This is a genomic window from Desulfobaculum sp. SPO524 (assembly GCF_044987625.1).
Taxonomy (GTDB): Bacteria; Desulfobacterota; Desulfovibrionia; order Desulfovibrionales; family Desulfovibrionaceae; genus Desulfobaculum.
The window spans coordinates 284465-305779 of sequence record NZ_JBJDSB010000001.1 but is presented as its reverse complement, the minus strand read 5'-3'; the positions used below and the strand labels follow the sequence as shown (position 1 = coordinate 305779).

Below are 21315 nucleotides of genomic sequence, written 5' to 3'. Positions count from 1 at the left end.
TTGGTCAGCGGATTCTGGCAAGCAGACGCTTCATGGCGCTTTTGGCAAGGCGCGCTGGGCGAAAGCTTACCGGGACGAGAGCCTCAGGAACGATGAAAGCTGTGGCGTCGAACGCCTGTGGCGGCTGGAGAGGGTAGCTGATGTCCTGCGGGCGGCAGCCGGGCAGGTCGCGGCGGATGGCCTCGCGCCACAGGGCAACGTTGTCTGGCGTTTGGGTGAGCAGGGTGTACAGGGCGGTGTCCAGCGCAACGGGGTTTGGCGATGCGGCCAGAAGGCCCATGTGCAGGGCCTCGCCGTCCGTGGGGCCGCTGACGTGCATGGCCGTGACGGCGTCAAGGAGCGTATCCACCTGCGGCAGGGCGGCGCAGACGTCAAGAATCAGCGCCTCGAAGCGGTTGCCGCGTTCGCCAAAGCGGGTGTGGGCGATGGCCTTGCGCATGCCGCACACACAGCCAAAGAGGTTCTTGACCGAGGCCGTCAGCCGCATTTGGCAGTGGGCCTTGAGGCGGGGCAGGTTCAGGATGCGGTCGGCCTCCAGAGCTTGCGTGGCAATGCCCACCTGTGCGGGAAAGGACAGCGCCAGTGGGCGCGGGTCGCGCAGGGTGGTCACGGTAAGGCCAAGGGGGGCAAGGGCGTCCACAAGGCCGCACTTGCGCGCCACACTCTCGGCGGAGCCAAAGGCCGGGGAGTCCGCCACGGTCACGCGCGCCCCGCAGTCCAGCAGATACTGGCATGCCGCAGCGGCCACGGCGGGGTCTGTGCAGCCGAGGGGATTCTTGGCCGCAACAAGGTTGGGCTTGACCAGAACGCGCTCGCCGGGGCGATACGTTATGCCGCAGGCGGCAAACAACTGGGGAATGCACTCCGCAAGCATGTTGGATGTGGTCTGCGGGCAGTGGGCCATGGCCACGGGAACCGGGAGAGCAACAGACATGGCGGGTACCGTATAATGCCTGCTGCGCACTGGCAAGCGCGGAGCAGGCGTACGCAGTAGGGAAATACAACGCGCCCGCATCCCATGGCGGAATGCGGGCGCGAATACGACTGGGCGGCGAAAAGAGCGTGAGCGCGCTATTCGCGGATGATGACGATAAGCTCCTTGGGCCCGTGAACACCGATGGTCAGCTGCATTTCGATGTCCGCGGTGCGCGAGGGGCCGGAAACAAGCAGCGCGTTGGTGGGCATGCCTGCGCCCCAGCGCTGTTTGTCCATAAGCTGCGGGAAGTTGGCGTGGATGTCCGCGGCGTCCAGCACGGCGATATGCACGGCTGGCACCAGCGACATCAGGCGCGGCTCTTCCGGCGTCGGCCACATGGCGAGGGCCCCCTGTTCGGCCACGGCCCCCACCGTGCCCGTGATGGAGGCGTCCACCTCAAACAGCCGCTCCTTGTATTCTTCAATAGGCCCGGACCATGTTTCCAGCGGCGGCAGGTCGGCGTCGTCGCCCTTCCATGCCTTGGCTACGTCTTTGCCCACAGCGGTGTCCGGGGCGTGGAGCAGGGCGTTCCATCCGCGTCCGGCGATGGTCTTTTTCAGCTCGTCCGTCCATTTGGCCTTGGGGCAGACGATAACCTCGGCGCTGGAGGCGGTGAGCAGCTTGCGCATGCGCTCCACGCGCTGTTTGGTATTCCACGTGGGTACAGGCATGGCCTGAACCTCTCCCACATATCCGGCGGCCTTGCGGTTGGCGAGGACAAGCCGGTTCAAAATGCGCTCGCGCGCGGATTCGCTAGACATTGTCCACTCCTTGTTCCTTGCACATCTGATGCAGACTCTTCTTGGCCAGCTTGGGCCGGGTACGCACACTCATCCACGCGCCAAGGGGACCTGCGGGCGGCAGTTTGTCGCCCAGTGCCCCGGCAATGCGGGTGACCACGGCGTTGAGCGCCGGGGTGGTGTTCACCAGCTGCCAGCCCTTCCAGACAAAGGCCTCGGTGGGCTTGCGCTTGCTGCCGTGGCCCTTCACCGAGCCGGTGCCCTTGCGGGCGTTGTTCTCCTGCCGCAGGGCGCGCAGGATGTCCGGGATGGGGATGCGCGCGGGGCAGACCTCTTCGCAGGCATTACACAGGCTGGAGGCTGTCGCCAGTACGCCGGATTCCTCAAGGCCTGTCATCTGCGGGGTGAGAATCTTGCCGATGGGACCGGGGTAGACGTGCCCGTAAGCGTGTCCGCCAATGCGTGTGTACACGGGACAGTGGTTCAGGCACGAGCCGCAGCGGATGCACTGTAGGGTCTCGCGCATGAGCGGTTCGGCAAGAATGGTGCTGCGGCCGTTGTCCAAAATAACCAGATGCACCTCGTCCGGGCCGTCCATCTCGCCCTTTTTGCGGGGCGAGGTAATCATGTTGAAATAGGTGGTGATGAGCTGCCCGGTGGCGGACGCGGTGAGCAGGCGGTACACCGGGTGGATGTCCGACAGGCGCTCCACGACCTTTTCAAGCCCCATCACGGCAATGTGCAGGGGCGGGGCAGTGGTGCACATGCGTCCGTTGCCCTCGTTCTCCACAAGGCACAGGGTGCCGGTTTCCGCCACGGCGAAGTTGACGCCGGAGATGCCCGCGTCGGCTTCCTTGTACTTATTGCGCAGGGTGCGGCGGGCGGTGGCGTTCAGCTCGGGGATGTCCTCGGTATAGGGCACGCCGAGGTGCTCCTCGAAGATGCGGCCGACCTGCTGGCGGTTTTTGTGCACGGCGGGAACGATGATGTGTGAGGGCGGCTCGCCCGCAAGCTGGATGATGAACTCGCCAAGGTCGGTTTCCGTGACCTCCATGCCGTTCTTTTCCAGATGCGTGTTGAGGTGCATTTCCTCGGAGACCATGGACTTGCCCTTGACCACGCGGGTGGCGTCGTGCTGGCGCAGGATGCTGAGCACGATGTCGTTGGCCTCGTGCGTGGTTTCGGCCCAGTGGACGTGGATGCCGTTTTTCGCGCAGTTGGCTTCCAGTTGTTCCAGCAGTTCCGGCAGTTTGGCCAGTGTGCGGCGGCGGACCATGGAGCACGCATCACGCAGGCTCTCGCGCTCCTCGGCGTCGGAGAGCAGGTTGCGGCGCTTGATGATAAAGCCGCCCATGGCGGTGGCGAAGTTTTGCCGAAGCTGGGCGTCGGCAAGGGCTTCCACGACATTCTTTTTGAAATTGAACGCCTTAGCCATTGGTTCTCTCCCACAGGAAGTCGGCGATGTGTTTGCCGGTCATGGCAATGTTCATCTTTTCCATCGCGCCGGTGATGTTCATGATGCAGCCGCAGTCGCCACTGAGCAGGATGGTTGCCCCGGTGTCGGCGGCGCTTTGGGCCTTGTCCTTGACCATGGCGGCGGAGATTTCGGGTTGCTTGACCGAGAAGGTGCCGCCAAAGCCGCAGCATTCGTACTCGCGCTCCAGCTCGATGAGGGTCACATTCTCAAGCTGGCTGACGAGGTTTTTGCAGGTTTCGGTGACGCCCATCTCGCGCATGGCGTGGCAGGAAGAGTGCCACGTGACGGTGACGGGCTGGCCCTTGTCCGTGTAGGTGGCCCCGCAGACGTTCACGAGGAACTCCGTCAGCTCGAACACGCGGTCGGCAAAGGCCTTGGCGCGCAGTTCGTCGGGGTCTCCCTCAAAGAGCTTGGGGTAGTGGCGGTGCATCATTCCGGCGCAGGAGCCGGAGGGCACCACGATGGGCCAGTCCTCTGGGAAGGCGTCGAGCTGTTTGCGGGCGACCTCGCGGGCCTCGTCCATATAGCCGGAGTTATAGGCGGGCTGACCGCAACAGCTTTGGTCCTGCGGATACACAACCCGCAGCCCCTCGCGCTGAAGCAGTCGAATGCCGGACATTCCGGTATCAGGATAGGCCATATCCACAAGGCATGTTCCAAAATAATAGACGTTTTTCGGTTTCCGCGGATAGATGCGCATTTCGCCTCCGGATGCTTTCCAATCAATTGTGCCGCTAGGCGTGAAATATTGCGGATACTGTACCACGCTCCCGGTGTGCTGTCAGGCCTCCTGTGCTACGCCGTTGCCGGATGCGCCGCAGTTGCCGGGGTATGCGGCAATTCGAGCGCTTCGCTATGAATTCTTACTGCAAATAGGAACTGTTATCGACTTCTTTTTGCTTGACATGAACATGAACTCAGGTTCATGTTTTCCAAAAAGAGCACAAAAGGAGAGTCATATGCGGAAAGGTCAGATGCCGACAGGGGCACAAGTCGCGGAGCGTGGCGGCAGGAGCGGGGGTGTGATGTCTCCCGCAGCGACGGAACGCGCCGTGGATGGATCTTGCGGCGCGCGGGATACGGCGGCAGTGAATGGCGCGATGTCGCCACGCGGCGAGGTGGACGCAGGGCGTCAGGGAAGAGCGCCGGCATACGACGGAGCGGATGGACAGGGTCAGGACGCGGCGGCGGGGATTCACACTCAGGGCGCTGCGTCTCTCTGCGGGGTGGTGCAGGATGGTGCGCAGGGTGCGGCGTTGCCACAGTGCGCGGCGCAGGCAGGCGGTGCGCAAGCGGCGTCACACTCTGCCGTAGCAGATGCCGTCCGCCGGGATGCGTCGGATATTGGCGGGTCAGGACAGGTGAGGCAATCCGGGAAGGCGGCCGGACAGCCACGCGGGGACGACGCCAAGCATGCGGGGAAGATTTGCCCGTGGTGGGTGGCCTATACTTTTGACAATCCCCTGCGCCAACTGATGCATCCGCCGCAGAAGCTGCTTGGGCCGTATGTGGGCGAGGGGATGCGTGTGGTGGATATCGGGTGCGGGCTGGGGCATTTTTCCCTTGGCATGGCGCGGATGGTTGGGCCGGGCGGCGTGGTCTATGCCGTGGACGTACAGGAGGGCGCGTTGAAGGTGCTGCGCCGCCGCGCGCGCCGGGCTGGCCTTATGGGGCGGATGATTCCTGTCCTGTGCCCGCCCCGCGTCATTCCCGTTCAGACGCCTGTGGACTTTATCCTTGCCTGCAATGTCCTGCATGAACTCCCGGACCCGAGGGCCGCGCTGGCGCAGGCCGCCGCCATTTTGCGTCCGGGCGGGCGGCTGTACATCATGGAGCCTCTGGGGCATGTTGGGGCGGAGCGTTTTGAACAGGAAGTGACGATGGCGCAGGAGGCTGGATTGATACTGGAATCTCGCCCCAAGGTTTTTCGTGAGCGCTCGGCCATTGTCCGTAAAGAGGAGACAGACCAAACCGCATGACATGGACCAACGGGGAATACGCACCCAAACAGCGCCGCGCCGAGGAAAAGAAGGAGCGGCTTATGGACGCCGCCCTCAAACGCTTTTCCGAGGACGGCTACCACGGAGCCACGGCCAAGGCCATCGCCGCCGACGCCGGTGTGGCGACCGGTTCCTTCTACCGCTATTTCAAAGACAAGAAGGCGCTTTTTCTGGCCGTGTGCATGCGGCTGGAGGAAGGCATTATGCAGGGCATCTTCGAAACGGGGGAGCGCCTGCGCCGTGAAGGGGCGGGCCCGCGTGAAGTCATTGAAACGCTGGTGTCCTTTTCCATTGCCTCGCATCGCCCCAACCGCGACTTCCACCGCGAGGTGCTGGCCATGCAGATGCAGGATGAAGACGTGGCCGCCTACATCCGCGGCGGTGAGGACCGCGTGCGTCAGCGCCTGCGTGACTTTTTGAGTGCGATGCGCGCCGCGCTGCGGGTGGAGGATATGGACGCCGCTGTTGAGCTGACGCACATTGTGGTGGAGGAAGTGGCCCACCGCAGCGTGCTGATGGAGTCGCCCCTTGGGGCGGAGCGTATGTCCGGCGCGGCAGTGGACCTGCTGGGGCGCTACCTGCTGCGGGACGGGGAGGGCGACTGACCCGCGCGCCGCGTCCTGTGAAGAAATGTTTCCTGTCGGTTTTCAACTGCACCCCGGTGGCGTACACTCCACTGGGGTGTTTTTGTATGCGTGCCCGTGCTTCGAAAGGGGAGCGCGGCGATGGTCGCGCTTCGTTTGGGCCGCGCGCACCCCGCCACCCAAGCAGTACAGGAGAAATCGTATGCCACATGGATTGACCCGCCGTAAGATGTTGCGGCTGCTCGTTGGCGTTCCTGCCGCATTGGCGGCCACGGTGACGGCGCAGGCCGCCTTTGCGCAGGATGGCATGCTGACGCCAAAGCGGCGCAATGCCCAACGGCGCGAAGAAGACGCCCGCTGGCGCGAGATGCGCCGCGAGGACGACGCCAACAGGCGCGCCATGGACAAAATGGAGCGCGAGAGGATGCGTGATGAGCGCAAGGACTGGCAGCAGCGCCGCAAGGATGGCATGCACCGCGAACGCGACATGCGCAAGGACGAGTACCGCGACAGACGCGAGGATTGGCGCGGTCCGGACGGACGTCCCGGCCGGTATATGGATGAGGACCACGTGCCCGGTCAGCATATGAATGATGGGCGTATGCCCGGCAGACGTATGGATGACGACATGATGGATGGCCGCCACATGAACGGTGACCATATGGACGGCTGGCAGGACAGGGACCACCCCGGGCGTGGCCGCGGCCGGAGAAAGTAGCGCGGGTACCCTTCGCGCAACGCGCATAGGGCGTGAGGCGTGGAGGTGATGGGGCTGGCGCGGGCGCGCTAGCCCATCTTCACCACGGGCAGTTCGTTCCAGCTGGTGGTGTAGCGCGGGGATTTGTGGTTCTGGCGCATGCTCCACGGCTTGCCAAGGCCTGTGGCCGCGTACTGCACTGTGTCGCGGCCCCATTTGGCGTTGATGCCGTCAAGGGTCTCCATCAGCGCGTCCTGCCGTGGGTCCTGCGCAAGGAGCGGGTCCGGCGGCAGGGTGAGCAGGCTGAGTTGGCGCGAGTCTTCACGCTCCAGCCCCGCAACCATCACCCCGGCCTTGCAATAGCGGTAGCCCGTACGGAAAATGGCGCGGAGGAGCGTTTGCGCGGCCTTGATGAGCGTGGGCGTGTGCGCGCTGGCCACGGGGAGCTGCATGGTGCGCGTGGCGGAGTATTGCGGGTCTTCTGGCTTATGGTGGTTGGTCTTGATGAAGACCATCACGCTGGAGGCCACGCTCCCTTGCCTGCGGAGCTTTTCCGCCGTGCGCGCCGTGTAGGCGGACACGGCTTCCAGCATTTCGTCCCATGTGGTGACGGGGCGGCCAAAACTGCGCGAGGACATAATGGACTTGTGCGGCGGCGGGGCGTCTTCAATGGGAATGCAGGGCTGACCGCGCAGTTCCTTCACGGTCATGAGACCCTTGATGGTCAGGCGCCGCTGGACCCAGTGGTCCGGGCGGTCCTTCAGTTGCCGCGCGGTGTGCACCCCAAGGCGGTGGAGCTTGTCCGCGTAGCGCCGCCCAATGCCCCACACCTCGCCAACGTCAATGCGCTCCAGCAGGGCGTCCACATCGGCGCAGGCGGCGCAGTCGAACACGCCGGAGGCGGTGTGCTTTTTGGCCCAGTGGTTGGCCAGCTTGGCAAGGGTTTTGGTGGGCGCCAGCCCAACGGAGACGGGTATCCCCGTCCACTGATGCACGGTGCGCCGCATTTCGCAGGCAAGGTCCGTCAGGCTGCGGCCCGTCACCGGCCGCAGGCGCAGAAAGGCTTCGTCAATGGAGTAGACCTCCATATCCGGGGAAAAGGAGCCGAGGATGTCCATCACCCGCCGCGACATGTCGCCATACAGCGCGTAATTGGACGAGAACACCCGCACGCCGTGCTGGCGGAAGAACCCTTCGCGTTTGAAGGCGGGTTCCGCCATGCCGATGCCAAGGGCCTTGGCCTCGGGACTGCGGGCAATGACGCAGCCGTCGTTGTTGGAGAGGACCACCGTCGGCGTCGTACGGATGGACGGGTCAAAGGCCCGCTCGCACGAGACGTAGAAGTTGTTGCAGTCCACCAGCGCATAGACCGGGGCCGCTGTGGCGCGGGGCTGTGGCATGGCGCGCTCCCTACAGCGAATGGATGACGTGGGTGACCACGCCCCAGATTTCAAGGCCCTGTTCCGGGTGCACCTCAATGGGCGGATATTCGGGATTTTCGGGCATCAGCCACAGGCCATCCGCCGTGCGCCGGATGCGCTTGACCGTCAGTTCGCCATCCAGCGCGGCCACCACCACCTGATTGTTGCGCGGGGTTTCCGCGCGGTCCACGATGAGGATGTCTCCGTCGTGCAGGCGTGCGTCTCGCATGGAATCGCCGCTGACGCGTACAAAGAATGTGGCGGCGGGGTGCCGCACGAGGTGCTCGTTCAGGTCAAGGGTCTTGTCGATGTAGTCGTCCGCCGGGGAGGGAAAGCCCGCCTGAACGGCGCACAGATTGAGCGGAAGCTCCATATGCGATCGCGGCTCAAAGCCGATGACCTCAAGGTGCGGGCGGCGCTTTGGCGCGCCGGACGGCGTGTGGGGAGTGTGTTCGTTCATGTCGCCTGCGAAAATAGCACAGCCCCGTCCCCTTGAAAACTCCGCGCCGCGCAATCGGCAGAACCCATCGAACAGTGCGGATTTCCACGTGAATTCTGGCATTGCGGGAGGAGGCGCGTGGAATTTTTGTCTTGCCCAAAGCCCGCCGCATCGGTTCTCATGTCCCTTTGACGCATGGAGAAAATCCTTAGCCGCATTCCGGGGCGAAGCCCGGGCCACGATATGCTGAACCGTCTTTCCCTGCGGGGACAAATACTCTTCACCCTGTTCGTCATGGTCATTGTGACCTTGTGCGTTGGGCTTGTGGGCATCTGGTACGCCCTGCGCGTGGACGGCATCATGAACACCGCCGTTGGCCGCAGCTACGCCGGAACCCGCGCCGCCGAGGAACTCACCATAGCCCTTGTCACCCAAAAGGGGCTGACCACATACTACGTGCAGGACCACGACCCCGGCTGGCTGGACCGGCTGGCGGAAAAGCACGGCAACTTTGAGCATTGGCTGGCCGCCGCGCGCGAAAATCCGCTCCCGCCCGAGGCCGAAGCCATTCTGCGCGATATTGAGGAGCGCTACGTCCACTACGTGGCCACCCGCGCGCAGGTGCTGGATTATTACAAGCACGACCGCTTCGCCGACGGCTCGGCCCTGCACAAGGACATCCGCCAGCAGTTTCATGAACTGCTGGACCTGTGCCAGCGCTATCGGCGTTTTCATGAAAACACCATCGCCACCTCCAATGCGGAGATTGCCGAGCGTCTGGACGACCTGCGCAATGCCTCCATTGCGGCCATGCCCCTTGTCATCGGCCTTGGCGTGTTTTTGGCGTGGTTCCTCATCCGCCATGTGCTCCAGCCCATCCGGCGTATGGCCGAGGAAATGGGCTACGACCGCAGCGGCCCCCTGCGCCCGGACGAACTCACCACCCTTGGCTCGCGCGTGCGCTCCCTGCTGGAGGATGTAGACGTCACCCACACCAAGCTCCGCCGCAGCCGCGAGCATCTGAAACAATCAGAAAAATGGGCGCTGACGGGCAAACTGGCCGCCGGTGTGGCCCACAGCATCCGCAATCCCCTTACCTCTGTGAAGATTCGTCTGTTCTCCCTTGGCCGCAGCTTGTCCCTGACCGAGGACCAAAAGGAGGACTTTGAGGTCATCACCGAGGAGATTGCGCACATTGATTCCATTGCCCGCAACTTTTTGGAGTTCTCACGCCCGCCCAAACTGCGTATGCAGACTGTCTCGCCAACGGATGTGGTCACCAGCGCCCTGCGGCTGTTGAAGCACCGCTTGGAGTCGTACGAGGTGCAGGTGGAGCACAGCCCCGGAGCGGCCCTGCGCGACGTGCAGGCCGACCCGGAACAGCTCAAGGAAGTGCTGGTGAACATCATCGTCAACGCCTGCGACGCCATGGGGCGCGGCGGGCGCATCGTCATCACCGAGGAGGAAGGCTACGTCAATCCCCTTGGCGAGGTGGTCACCATCCGCATTACAGACAGCGGCCCCGGCATCCCCGCCAGCCGCCGCAACATGATTTTTCAGCCGTTCTACTCCTTTAAGGAGGAAGGCACCGGCCTCGGTCTGTCCATTGCCAAGCGCATTGTGGAGGACCACGGGGGCTGGATTAACGTGACATCGCGTCCCGGTGAAGGAGCGACGTTCACCATCACCCTGCCCGTACGGGAGGAGGGAAAATGGCTTCGATCCTCATAGTGGACGATGACGCCCAACTGCGGCAGAGCTTCGGGCGGCTTTTGGAGCAGGAAGGGTACGAGGTGCGCACCGCCCAGTCCGCAGAGACGGGCATTGAGGAGGTGCGGCGGCAGTGCCCGGACCTTGTCATCATGGACGTGCGCCTGCCCGGCATGACCGGGCTGGAAGGCTTTCAGGCCATGCATACCTTTGAGCCAAAGCTCCCGGTCATTGTCATGACCGCCTTCGGCACCACGGAAACCGCCATCGAGGCCACCAAGCTGGGCGCGTTTGACTACGTGCTCAAGCCCTTTGACATTCCGGACATCCTGACGCTGATTGAGCAGGGGCTGGACGCGGGGCGGTTTATGCGCTCGCGCGTGGATGTGGACGCCGCGCCCGAGAGTGAGGCCTCGGACGCCCTTGTGGGGCGCAGCCCCGCCATGCAGGATGTGTACAAGTCCATCGGCCGCGTGTCCCCCACCGACGCCACTGTGCTGGTGCGCGGCGAATCCGGCACCGGCAAGGAACTGGTGGCGCGCTCGGTGTACCAGCACAGCCTGCGCACGGAGAAGCCGTTCATCGTCATCAACTGCGTGGCCATCCCGGAAACGCTGCTCGAGAGCGAGCTGTTCGGCTACGAAAAGGGTGCGTTTACCGGTGCGGTGTCGCGGCGCGTGGGCAAGATTGAGCAGGCCGACGGCGGGACCATTTTTCTCGACGAAATCGGCGACATGCCACTGAGCATTCAGGCCAAGCTCCTGCGCCTGCTGGAGGAGCGCAGTGTGGAGCGCCTTGGCGGCGGCGCGGCGCGGCCCGTGGACGTGCGCATCATTGCGGCCACCAACCGCGACCTGGAACAGGCCGTGAGCGAGGGGCGCTTTCGCGAGGACCTGTACTACCGCCTGAAGGTTGTCACCTTGCTGCTGCCGCCCCTGCGCGAGCGCGGCGACGACGCGGTGCTGCTGGCCGAACATTTTCTGGCAAAGTACGCGCGGCGCATGGGCAAGCCCTCGCCGGGATTCACCGACGAGGCGCGGCAGGTGGTGCGCTCCCACAATTGGCCGGGCAACGTGCGCGAACTGGCCAACGCCGTGCAAAAAGCCATGATTTTTTCCCGCGAATGCCCGGTAACGCAGGAAAACATGCAGCACGCCGTATTTGGCGAGCGCACCCTGCGCCCAGCACGCGGCGATTCCATGGACGATGTGGCCGCGCGCTGGATGCGGCGGCGGCTTGCGTCCTCGGACACGGACCGCGCTTTTGAGGAGATTCAGGACCACTTCGGCGCCATTGCCGTGACCGAGGCGTTGAAGCTGACGGGCGGCAACAGGGCGCAGGCGGCGAAGCTCCTTGGCATGTCGCGGCCCACGCTCCTCTCGCGTATTGAGCGCTATGGCATTCAGGTGGACGCCCTCATTTCCCAACAGCGGTAGCGTGGGGGGCTTCCCCGCGAAGGGGCTGGCGGCGACAGCGGCTGGCCCGGTTCTTTGACCAGAGGGCTTCTTCACCGTGCCCGAGTGGCACCAGGTTGTGACGGCGGCGTATGCAGACAGCATGCGCCGCCGTTTTGCGTGGGGCGTAAAGAATCCTGACAGCAGGGGTGTCGAAAATTTTTACACCCTGTAAAGCGCGCCGACACCCGCAGGCCACAAGGGGGACGTGGGGCCTGCATGTCTTGTGGCTCTTTTCACATGCGCGGCGGGGGCTGCGGGGCAAGTTGGACGGTGGTGCAAAAACTGGCACGTCGGTTGCTGAGTGGGGGGTATGGAAAACACCACCATGGCACCGCGGGCCACAACACCGCGCACCACTCAGCTCCCCGTCCGCATCGCTTCCCATAGCGATAGCGTCCATCCGTCAGGAGTCTACCGGGGCACTCCGGTAGGCTCCCTTCGGACGCTGCGGCGCGGGCTGTGCGCCATGGCCTGCGAAGGGCCGGTGCGGCCTGCTCCCGCGCCCATGGTGTCCCCTACCTCCTCTGCCATGCAGGGGATGTCCGGCAAGGCAGGTGCGGCATGAATATCGACGACCTGCACACCGGGCGCTACTACCGCACCCTCACCAAGTCGATGGCGGCCCTCGTCATTTTCGTTTCCGTGACGCCGCTCTTGCTCATCAGCGCGGTGAGCTCCTATCAGTTCCATTATTCCTTCAAGTCCAAGGTGGAAGCCCATCTCAAGGAGATGGTGCAGAAGCACCAGCAGACCATTGACCTCTTTCTGAGTGAAAAGCTCGGCGAGCTGCGCCTGGTGGCGCGCACGCGGGGCTTTGCGGACCTCAGCGACAACGCCCGCCTCTCCGAGGAACTGCGATACCTGCAAGAAGAGTTTAGCGGTGCGTTCGTGGATATAGGCCTCATCAACGAGGACGGCACCCAGCAGGCCTATGCAGGCCCCTACCCCCTTGCCAATGCCGACTACTCCGGCGCGGACTGGTTCCAGAGCGCCATGGAGAGCGAGTTCTACATCAGTGATGTGTTCCTCGGCTTGCGCGGGGTGCCGCATTTCATCATTGCCGTGCGCCGCAATTGGAACGGCAAGCAGTGGATTCTGCGTGCGACCATCGACTTTATGGCCTTTAACTCCCTTGTGGAGAACATCCGCATAGGCCGCACGGGCAACGCCTTTATCATCAACAACGCCGGGACGTTCCAGACCGGACCGCCCCGCGATGCCTCCCTCGACACCGGGTGGCTGCTGGACGCCATGAACGCCCAGACCGACGCCGTCGCCATTGGCGAGGTGCCGCAGGCGCCGCACCACCCGGTGCGTTCCTATTGGGCGTCGGCCATCATGCCGGGCAAGGTGTCCGTCTATCGCCACACGGATACCGACGGCGTGGCAGCCATCTACGTGTCCACGCGCCTCAAGGGCGGGGACTGGATTCTCGTCTACCGGCAGGACGTGGCCGACGCCTTTTCCGACCTCTACCAGACCCGCAACATTGTCGTGTTCATCGTGCTGGTGGGCACCGTGGCCATTGTGCTGATGGCGGTGCTGCTGTCGCGGCGCATCGTAAAGCGCATTGAGCAGGCGGACCATGAAAAGGAAGTCATGAACGATCAGGTCATCGAGGCGGGCAAGCTGGCGTCCATCGGTGAGCTGGCGGCGGGGATTGCACACGAAATCAATAATCCCGTGGCTATCATGGTGGAGGAGGCCGGGTGGATTGGCGACCTTGTCAGCGACGACGACCCAACGCAGGAGGACCGCGAGGAAATCCGCTCCTCTCTGGAGCAGATTCGCACGCAGGGCGCGCGGTGCAAGGAAATTACCCACAAGCTGTTGTCCTTTGCCCGCAAAATAGACCCCACCGTGCACGAGGTGGACCTCAACGACCTTATCCGCGAGGTGGTCAGCCTGTCCGACCAGCGGACGCGCTACGGCAATATTGATCTCCGGCTGGACCTGCAGGACGGCCTGCCCGCAGTGGAAGGCTCGCCCTCGGAGCTGCAGCAGGTGCTGCTGAATCTCATCAACAACGCCATAGACGCCCTTGGCACCAAGGGTGGGCACATCGGCGTGTCCACCTGCCTTGAAAACGGCGCCATTGTCGTCACGGTGCAGGATGACGGGGAGGGCATCCCCAAGGCGAACCTGCCCCGCATTTTTGATCCGTTCTTCACCACCAAGCCGGTGGGCAAGGGGACGGGCCTTGGGCTGTCCATCATCTACGGCATTGTGAAGAAGATGGGCGGCGATATCAGCGTCGACAGCGAACAGCACGTCGGCACGGTGTTCCGCGTGATTTTGCCCGCTATGGGCGAGCATCCCGAGCCGGGATGCGAGATACCGTCATAAGCGCCCGCCAGCGGCGTGGCCAACAGCATGAACATGGAGGTGCACTATGTCCACTCTCACCACAACCATACTGATCGTCGATGATGAACGGGCGTTTGTGGACGCCGTGAGCAAGCGGCTGAAGAAGCGTGGCTTTGAGATGCTGGCCGCCTATTCCGGCGACGAAGCCCTCACCGTGCTGACAGAGCACGACAAGGTGGACGTTGTGATTCTGGACGTGAAGATGCCCGGAATGGACGGCATTGAAACGCTCAAGGAAATCAAGCGGCAGTACCCCCTTGTGGAGGTGGTCATGCTCACCGGGCACGGCACGGTGGAGTCCGCCATAGAGGGCATGAAGCTGGGCGCATATGACTTCCTGCTCAAGCCCAGCGACATTGAGGACCTGGCCGCCAAGGTGGAGGCCGCCAAAGCCAAGAAGGCCGAGCACGAGGACAAGATTCTGGAAGCCGAAAGCATGGACATTGTCCTGCGCAAGGGCGTCTAGGAGACCACCATGACCAGCGATGCCGACAGAGAACTCCGTATTCTGCTCGTGGACGACGAGAAGGGCTACGTGGACGTCCTGACCAAGCGCCTGGAGCGGCGCGGCATGGACGTGACGGGCGCGCTGTCGGGCACGGAGGCGCTGCGCCTCATGCGCGGGAACGACTTCGACGTTGCCGTGCTGGACCTGAAGATGGAGGACATGGACGGCATTGAAGTGCTGGATGTGTTCAAGCGCATGGCTCCGGAGATGCCGGTCATCATGCTGACGGGGCACGGGTCGCGGCAGGCAGCGCGGCAGGGCATGGCCCGGGGCGCGTTCGACTACCTCACCAAGCCCTGCGAGCTGGAACAACTGGTGGAAAAAATACGCGAGGCCGTGGCCGGGGGCAGCCCCCCGCCACCAAACGGCGCGTCATAGAAATTTGCCAATCCCCTCACAGGGGCGCGAGAGGGCAGCCCGCGAGATGGCGGCCCCGCCCGGACCACCGGGTGCGACACAGGACGATTCCGCGATGCGCGGAGGCGATAGTGAACATGGAACGTGCTGAAAACGGAGGAAACCACTCATGAACGTTGGACGAAGGCTCTACAGAACCCTACTGGAAGGCTCAATGGCCTATGCGAAGTGGGACCTTGAGACATCCCGCAACATCTTGAAAAGCCGCAAGAAGATGTGGATTCTGGCCGCAATGGTCGTGCCCATCCTTATTGGCTCCGTGGCGATTGCCGCACCGGAACTGCCGGAGATTTTGGGCGGACACAAGGCGTACTCGCCTGCCTACTACACGCCTGTTATCTTTGGCGTCTCCATCCTTATTGGTCTGTGCGCCGGGCTTATCACCGGCTGCATCGGCGCTGGCGGCGGCTTTATCATCACTCCGGCGCTCATGAGCGCGGGCGTGAAAGGCATCCTCGCCGTTGGTACCGACCTGTTCCACATCTTTGCCAAGGCCATCATGGGTACGGCCATCCACAAGAAGCTGGGTAACGTGTCCGTCGGCCTTGCGGTGGCGTTCCTCGTCGGTTCCGCCGTGGGCGTCACCGGCGGCGGCGTCATCAACCGCGCCCTGTACGAGATGAACCCCCTGCTGTCGGATACCTTCATCAGCGTCATCTACGTGGTGCTGCTTGGGTTCCTTGGCATCTACGCGCTGATTGACTTTCTGCGCCTGCGCAACGCTGGTGGCGGCGTGGACGCCCACGGCGGCGGCGAGGCGTCCAGCGCGGCGTCCGACTCCGGTAAGAAGAGCCTGCCCGAGCGCCTGCAGGCCAGCCGCATTCCGCCGCTCATCACCTTTGACGAAGACCTGACCCCCGGCGGCAAGAAGATTCCGGCCCTGTTCGTGGCCCTGTGCGGCGGCGTGGTTGGCTTTGCTGCGGCCATCATGGGCGTTGGCGGCGGGTTCCTGACCTTCCCCATGTTCGTGTACATCCTTGGCGTGTCCTCCTTCACCACCGTTGGTACGGACATTCTGCAGATCATCTTCACCGCCGGGTATGCGTCCATCGCACAGTACGCCATTTACGGCTTTATCTTCTACACGCTGGCAATGGGCATGCTCATTGGCTCCCTGCTGGGCATTCAGATTGGCGCGCTGACCACCAAGGTGGTCAAGGGCATCTACATCCGCGGCTTCTACGCCACGGCCATTATTGCGGGCTTCGTGAACCGCCTGTTCGCGCTGCCGGGCAAGCTCAGCGAGATGAAGATTATCACCCTGTCGGCTGAGACCTCGCACCTGCTGACGAATATTGGCAACGTATTGTTCTTCATCGCCATCGGCATCTTTGCCGTATGGGTCATTGGGAAGTTCCTCGGCAGCATGAAGCTGCTCAGGGAGGAGGCGTAGTCATGACTGACAACAGAAAGCATCTTGTGCTCGGATTGGTGATGAGCGTTGGGTTCTTTGCCGTGCTCATCGTGATGTTCTCGCCCATCTTCGGACACGGCGTGAACGCCCTGAAATACTCGGACCAGCTCTTTAACTCCATCGCCAAGGGCTCAACGGAGTACATCCCCTCGCTGCAGTCGCAGGCGGCGGACTTTGAGGGCAAGCGCTATGACGTGACCCTGACCTTCCACAGCGGCAGCTCCGAAGCCTACGAAGGCGTGCACGTGAAGGCCGACGAGGTGGCCGCCCGCGTGGCCGCCATGATGGGCACCGTGGCCGAAGTGAAGCTGGAGGGCGATTCCGTGGCCGTACGCGGCGACATGGGCCGCCTGATGACCGTGGTGCTTGAGGACGCCAGCCTCATGTTCAACAACGACGGAGCCACCGTGCGCGACAAGTACGGCATGGACGAGCGCATGGCGATGTTCATGTGGTGGCACGGCCTGAGCCAACTGGACAAGGAACTGAAGATTCAGGGCGGCGCGCAGAATGTGGCGATGGCCAAGTTCGTGGACACCTGCATCAAGAAGGGTGTGGAAGTGGGCTACAACTTCTACGGCATTGCGCCGGAGAAGGCCTCGGACCGCGCTGGCATTCTGTCCTTCTCGCTTATCTTCTACGTTGTCTACACCCTGTGGTGGGGCATGGCCATCTTCTACATCTTTGAGGGATGTGGGCTGGCCATGAGCGCTGGCAGCAAGAAGGAAGTGTAAACGAAATCGGGCCACGAGGCCTTTGACCGGGGTGGGCCGGGCAGGGTACCCTGTCCGTCCACCCCACAGCCAAAGTGGGGGAGTGTATCGGAGCGGTACGCTCCTTCTTTGGCTTTGAAAAATGACAACAATCCCTAACGGAAAGAGTGCAGATGGCTTGGCTTCGCAAGGTGATTGACCGTCTCGTCGGCATTAAGCGCGACGAAGGCCCAACCCCGGAACAGCTGGAGGAACTGCGCGCCGCGTGTAGTGCCCAGCACCATCATTTCCGCATGCTGCTTTCGGCCAATTCCAAGGCCCTTGAGCTGATGAGCGAGATGGAGGACCTGCTCCGCGGCGGGCGCGTGTTCGGCACGTCGTTTATCCGTTCGTCCTGCTCGGCGGTGCTGGTAAATGTGTACAGCATTATTCAGCATCTCGACGGCATCGCCCCAGGCAAGTACACCCGCCTTTTCGAGCGCTTTGAGGAGATTCAAAGCGCCGTCAATGCCCTGCTCGATTCCTCCAAGGAGCGCCCGGACACGCCCCTTGTCATCCCCCTCTACGAGGTGGACAAATCCTTCGCCGACGCCGTGGGCAGCAAGATGGCCAACATCGGCGAGATGAAGTCGCGTATCGGTTTGCCCGTTCCGCCGGGCTTTGTCGCCACCACCCGCGCTTTTGACAGCTTTATGGCGCAGGATGGCCTTTTGGACGACATTAACCGTATGCTCACGTCTACAGATGTGGACGACATGAGCCAGCGCTTCGAGCTGTCCGCGTCCATTCAGCAAAAAATTCAGGAAACTCCGGTGCCGCAGGACCTCGCCGACGCCCTCCTGCGCGAGTACGACCGCCTGCAAGCGGACTACGGCGCGCGGGTGCATGTGTCCCTCCGGTCCAGCGCGCTGGGCGAGGACGCCACGGGTACATCCTTTGCCGGGCAGTTCCGCACCATTCTCAACGTGGACCGGGAGTACCTCCCCGAGGCCTACAAGGAAGTCGTCGCCAGCCTTTATGGGTTGCCCGCGCTCACCTACCGTCTGACACGCGGCATCCCCGACGATGATGTCGCCATGTGCGTTGGCGGTATGGTCATGGTGGAGTCCGTGGCCGGCGGCGTCATGTATTCCCGCAGTCCCGTCAACGTGCGCGACGACGCCGTGGTCATCAACTCCGTCTGGGGACTTCCCAAGCTTGTTGTGGATGGCGGCGGTACGCCGGACCGCTTTGTGGTGGCCCGTGACCGCAGCCGCGACATCAGCAAGATGACCGTGCGCGAAAGCTGGGTGGCCCGCAAGCCGGAGCTGTACATCTCCCGCAAGGATGAGGGCGTTGTGCTCATGCAGCAGGACCCCGAAAAGGCCGATCAGCCTTCCATCACCAACGAGCAGGCCCTCAAGCTTGCCGCCATGGCCGTGCAGTTGGAGCGCTATTACGGCGGCCCGCAGGATATTGAGTGGGCGCTGGACAAGCAGGGGGACCTGTACATTCTGCAGTGCCGTCCCCTTGCCCGCCGCGACATCGGCGAGCCGCACGCCAAGGATGAATCTGGCCGCTATGGCGACCCCATTGCCTACGGCGGCGCAACCGCCAGCCCCGGTGTGGGCTGCGGCCCGGTGTTTGTCGTGGAGCGTGACGCCGACGCCCTGCAGTTTCCGCCCGGTTCCGTCCTTGTCACGCGCCTCTCCCTGCCCAAGTGGGCGTCGCTGCTCAACTGGTGTTCCGCCGTCGTGACGGAGCAGGGAAGTGTGACCGGGCATCTCGCCAACGTGGCGCGCGAGTTTGGCGTGCCCGCCATCACAGGAATCACCGGCGCCCTTGAGAGTTTGCCCGCCGGGCAAGTGGTCACCGTGGACGCCGACGCCTGTGTCGTCTACCCCGGCTGCGTCGAAGAACTTGTCTCACGTGGGCAGCCGCGCCCGGACCTCATGGAAGGCAGCCCCGTGCGCGAGCTTCTCGAAGGCGCAAGCCGCCACATTTGCCCCCTCAACCTTTTGGACCCCGACGCACCGGGCTTTCGCATCCGCAACATCGAAACGCTGCACGACATCACCCGCTACTGTCACGAAAAAGGCGTGCAGGAGATGTTTGACCTCAACCTCAACCGCGACTTCCGTGAGTGCGGCAGCATGCAGCTTGTCAGCCGCGGCGCGCCCACGCAGTTTTGGGTGGTTGATCTTGAGGATGGCTTGTTTCGTGAGGAAAAAAGCCCCTTTGTGCGCATCGCCAACATTGCCTCCGTGCCCATGCTCGCGCTGTGGGAGGGCATCAGCGCCATACCGTGGGAAGGCCCCCCGAAAATTAACGCCAAGGGCTTCATGTCCATCGTGGCCGAAGCCACAACCAATCCTGCCCTGCATCCGGCGCTGCAGTCCAAGTTCGCCAACCGCAACTACTTCCTCATCTCCAAGGAGTACTGCAATCTGCAATCGCGTTTCGGCTTCCACTTCTCCACCGTCGAAGCCCTCGTCAGCGACCATCCCGAGCGCAACTACGTCAATTTCCGCTTCGCCGGGGGCGCCGCCGACTTCGAGCGTCGCCGCCGCCGCGCCGTCTTCATCGGCGGCATTCTCGAAGAAATCGGGTTCTACGTGAACGTTCGCGGCGACAGCGTCTTTGCCCGCTTCGAAGGATTCCCAAGGCCCGCCATGTGCGAGCGCCTCAAAGTCATGGGCTATCTCACCATGCACACCCGCCAACTCGACATGATCATGGCCGACCAAGCCGCTACGTGGCAGCACCGCACACGCATCATGGCCGATATCGAAGCCCTCATCGGCGAAGGCAGCGAATGCCGCAACCCCGAAGAAGACGAGGAGCTGTCGGGAGAGGCCGGGTCGTGATGCTGTTTGGCCGACGGGGTCGTAATGCTGGGGTCAAGAGGATACCTTCGGTGACTTAAGGGCCGCGGGCCCTTAAGAATCCCGAGGTTTTCGGTCTGGGGACAGACCGAAAAAAGTGGGGTGGGGCTGTGCTGAAAGGGCTGGGCAGTTGCCCGCGTGGGTACGGCTCCAGTGCCGGGGCCAGAGAGAGGCCGTACGTCTGGAACGATAAACTGGCGTATAAACGGGATCGTTAAGGGCCCACGGCCCTTAACCCTGCGGAGCAATATCCTTTTTGCTGGGCCGGGTCGTGATGCTAGGGTCAAGAGGATACCTTCGGTGACTTAAGGGCCGCGGGCCCTTAAGAATCCCGAGGTTTTTCGGTCTGGGGACAGACCGAAAAAAGGGGGGTGGGGCTGTGCTGAAAGGGCTGGGCAGTTGCCCGCGTGGGTGCGACTCCAGTGCCGGGGCCAGAGAGAGGCTGTACGTCTGGAACGATAAACTGGCGTATAAACGGGATCGTTAAGGGCCCTCGGCCCTTAACCCTGCGGAGCAATATCCTTTTTTGCTGGGCCGGGTCGTAATGCTGGGGTCAAGAGGATACCTTCGGTGACTTAAGGGCCGCGGGCCCTTAAGAATCCCGAGGTTTTTCGGTCTGGGGACAGACCGAAAAAAGTGGGGTGGGGCTGTGCTGAAAGGGCTGGGCAGTTGCCCGCGTGGGTGCGACTCCAGTGCCGGGGCCAGATAGAGGCCGTACGTCTGGAACGATAAACTGGCGTATAAACGGGATTGTTAAGGGCCCACGGCCCTTAACCCGCCGGAGGCAAAAACACCCCGCCGGAGGCGAAAAAACGCTCTTCGCCCCCCCTCCCTCGCCGGAGGCGATATTTCGTGTGGCCCCACCCTAACCTAACGTGGTGCCACGTCCATCCTATTGGGCCATGAGGCCGTGTTCTTCGTGCACGATATTTCGTGGCAGAAATCCGAAGTCGCTGTAGAAGCGGTAGTCACGGTCGCGGTCTGCGCCGAGTTGGCGGGAGCGTTTTTGCACGCCCATGTCGTCGAGCCATTGCGTGGCGTCGCGCATGAGTCCTTCGGCGATGCCGCACTCGCGGTATTCGGGGAACACGAACAGACAGTTGATTTCGCCGGTTTGGCGGGGGACGCCTGTGCTGAGGCAGAAGCCTGCCAGCTCGCCGTTGTCTTGGTCCAGCGCGAGGGTAACGCGCAGGCGCGAGGAGCCGGGCTTGCTGGCGAGCAGGGCGCGCAGGTCGGCGAGTTCCTCGGGGGGGAAGGCGTTGGCGAGGTCGTCGGCGGAGGGGCCGTCCTGCGTAAAGTTCATTTCCCACAGGGGGCGGATGGCTTTAAGCAGTTCCGAGCCGCCGGTACGATACAGTATGGAGCTTCCGGGCATTGTGTTCTCTCCTTGTGCCGCGTTGCCGTCAGGAACAGTCGTGATGGCGATGGGGCATCTTATGCACATTGACTGCGTAGCGTCCAGTTCAAGAACAAAAACGTATGATATGTCCAGTACGTAGAACAACACCACACTTTTGCATAAGCCGTATGG

General features: G+C 62.9%; 18 protein-coding genes. 11 read left to right on the top strand and 7 right to left on the bottom strand.

From position 1 onward, the window contains the following. Positions 1-4 precede the first annotated feature (4 nt). The 4 genes from ACI3L3_RS01320 to ACI3L3_RS01305 all read right to left on the bottom strand — a co-directional run bounded on the left by ACI3L3_RS01320 (position 5) and on the right by ACI3L3_RS01305 (position 3893). On the bottom strand, positions 5-934 hold the full coding sequence (locus ACI3L3_RS01320; RefSeq protein ID WP_404843284.1) for a DUF362 domain-containing protein: 930 nt from the start codon (positions 932-934) through the stop codon (positions 5-7). Positions 935-1071: 137 nt separating this feature from the next. Continuing rightward, positions 1072-1737 (bottom strand): lactate utilization protein C, encoded by a 666-nt coding sequence (locus ACI3L3_RS01315; RefSeq protein WP_404843283.1) that lies wholly within the window; start codon positions 1735-1737, stop codon positions 1072-1074. Then, positions 1730-3151, bottom strand: coding sequence for a LutB/LldF family L-lactate oxidation iron-sulfur protein (locus tag ACI3L3_RS01310; protein WP_404843282.1), 1422 nt, complete (start codon positions 3149-3151; stop codon positions 1730-1732). The genes ACI3L3_RS01315 and ACI3L3_RS01310 overlap by 8 nt, the downstream gene beginning before the upstream one ends. After that, complete coding sequence (locus ACI3L3_RS01305; protein ID WP_404843281.1) at positions 3144-3893, bottom strand: (Fe-S)-binding protein; 750 nt, start codon at positions 3891-3893, stop codon at positions 3144-3146. The genes ACI3L3_RS01310 and ACI3L3_RS01305 overlap by 8 nt, the downstream gene beginning before the upstream one ends. A 661-nt stretch (positions 3894-4554) precedes the next feature. Between ACI3L3_RS01305 and ACI3L3_RS01300 the strand changes: the two genes are divergently transcribed. The 3 genes from ACI3L3_RS01300 to ACI3L3_RS01290 all read left to right on the top strand — a co-directional run bounded on the left by ACI3L3_RS01300 (position 4555) and on the right by ACI3L3_RS01290 (position 6495). Next, entirely contained in the window at positions 4555-5172 is a 618-nt protein-coding gene (locus tag ACI3L3_RS01300) for a class I SAM-dependent methyltransferase (protein ID WP_404843280.1), read from the top strand. After that, complete coding sequence (locus tag ACI3L3_RS01295; protein ID WP_404843279.1) at positions 5169-5798, top strand: TetR/AcrR family transcriptional regulator; 630 nt, start codon at positions 5169-5171, stop codon at positions 5796-5798. Before ACI3L3_RS01300 ends, ACI3L3_RS01295 begins: the two co-directional genes overlap by 4 nt. A gap of 181 nt (positions 5799-5979) precedes the next feature. Continuing rightward, positions 5980-6495, top strand: a complete 516-nt coding sequence (locus ACI3L3_RS01290) for a hypothetical protein (RefSeq protein WP_404843278.1) — start codon at positions 5980-5982, stop codon at positions 6493-6495. Positions 6496-6563: 68 nt separating this feature from the next. Here the strand turns inward: ACI3L3_RS01290 and ACI3L3_RS01285 are convergent, their stop codons facing one another. Both ACI3L3_RS01285 and ACI3L3_RS01280 read right to left on the bottom strand, forming a co-directional pair. Then, positions 6564-7874, bottom strand: a complete 1311-nt coding sequence (locus ACI3L3_RS01285; RefSeq protein ID WP_404843277.1) for a Y-family DNA polymerase — start codon at positions 7872-7874, stop codon at positions 6564-6566. 10 nt (positions 7875-7884) lie between these two features. Further along, on the bottom strand, positions 7885-8355 hold the full coding sequence (locus tag ACI3L3_RS01280; RefSeq protein ID WP_404843276.1) for a LexA family protein: 471 nt from the start codon (positions 8353-8355) through the stop codon (positions 7885-7887). A 222-nt stretch (positions 8356-8577) separates the two neighbouring features. Between ACI3L3_RS01280 and ACI3L3_RS01275 the strand changes: the two genes are divergently transcribed. The 8 genes from ACI3L3_RS01275 (at position 8578) to ACI3L3_RS01240 (ending at position 19766) form a co-directional block, all read left to right on the top strand. Continuing rightward, on the top strand, positions 8578-10065 hold the full coding sequence (locus ACI3L3_RS01275) for a sensor histidine kinase (protein ID WP_404843275.1): 1488 nt from the start codon (positions 8578-8580) through the stop codon (positions 10063-10065). Next, a complete protein-coding gene (locus tag ACI3L3_RS01270; RefSeq protein WP_404843274.1) occupies positions 10047-11480 on the top strand; it encodes a sigma-54-dependent transcriptional regulator in 1434 nt (477 codons plus the stop codon). The genes ACI3L3_RS01275 and ACI3L3_RS01270 overlap by 19 nt, the downstream gene beginning before the upstream one ends. A 582-nt stretch (positions 11481-12062) precedes the next feature. After that, the gene (locus ACI3L3_RS01265; RefSeq protein ID WP_404843273.1) at positions 12063-13847 is read left to right on the top strand and encodes an ATP-binding protein; all 1785 of its coding nucleotides are present in this window, start codon (positions 12063-12065) and stop codon (positions 13845-13847) included. Between the two features lie 46 nt (positions 13848-13893). Further along, positions 13894-14334, top strand: a complete 441-nt coding sequence (locus ACI3L3_RS01260; protein WP_404843272.1) for a response regulator — start codon at positions 13894-13896, stop codon at positions 14332-14334. 9 nt (positions 14335-14343) lie between these two features. Beyond that, positions 14344-14754, top strand: a complete 411-nt coding sequence (locus ACI3L3_RS01255; protein ID WP_404843271.1) for a response regulator — start codon at positions 14344-14346, stop codon at positions 14752-14754. 148 nt (positions 14755-14902) lie between these two features. Next, positions 14903-16186 (top strand): sulfite exporter TauE/SafE family protein, encoded by a 1284-nt coding sequence (locus tag ACI3L3_RS01250; RefSeq protein ID WP_404843270.1) that lies wholly within the window; start codon positions 14903-14905, stop codon positions 16184-16186. A gap of 2 nt (positions 16187-16188) precedes the next feature. Beyond that, positions 16189-16941, top strand: a complete 753-nt coding sequence (locus ACI3L3_RS01245; RefSeq protein WP_404843269.1) for a hypothetical protein — start codon at positions 16189-16191, stop codon at positions 16939-16941. Positions 16942-17093: 152 nt separating this feature from the next. Continuing rightward, complete coding sequence (locus ACI3L3_RS01240; RefSeq protein WP_404843268.1) at positions 17094-19766, top strand: PEP/pyruvate-binding domain-containing protein; 2673 nt, start codon at positions 17094-17096, stop codon at positions 19764-19766. 910 nt (positions 19767-20676) lie between these two features. Here the strand turns inward: ACI3L3_RS01240 and ACI3L3_RS01235 are convergent. Beyond that, the gene (locus ACI3L3_RS01235; RefSeq protein WP_404843267.1) at positions 20677-21159 is read right to left on the bottom strand and encodes a GNAT family N-acetyltransferase; all 483 of its coding nucleotides are present in this window, start codon (positions 21157-21159) and stop codon (positions 20677-20679) included. Positions 21160-21315: the final 156 nt, after the last annotated feature.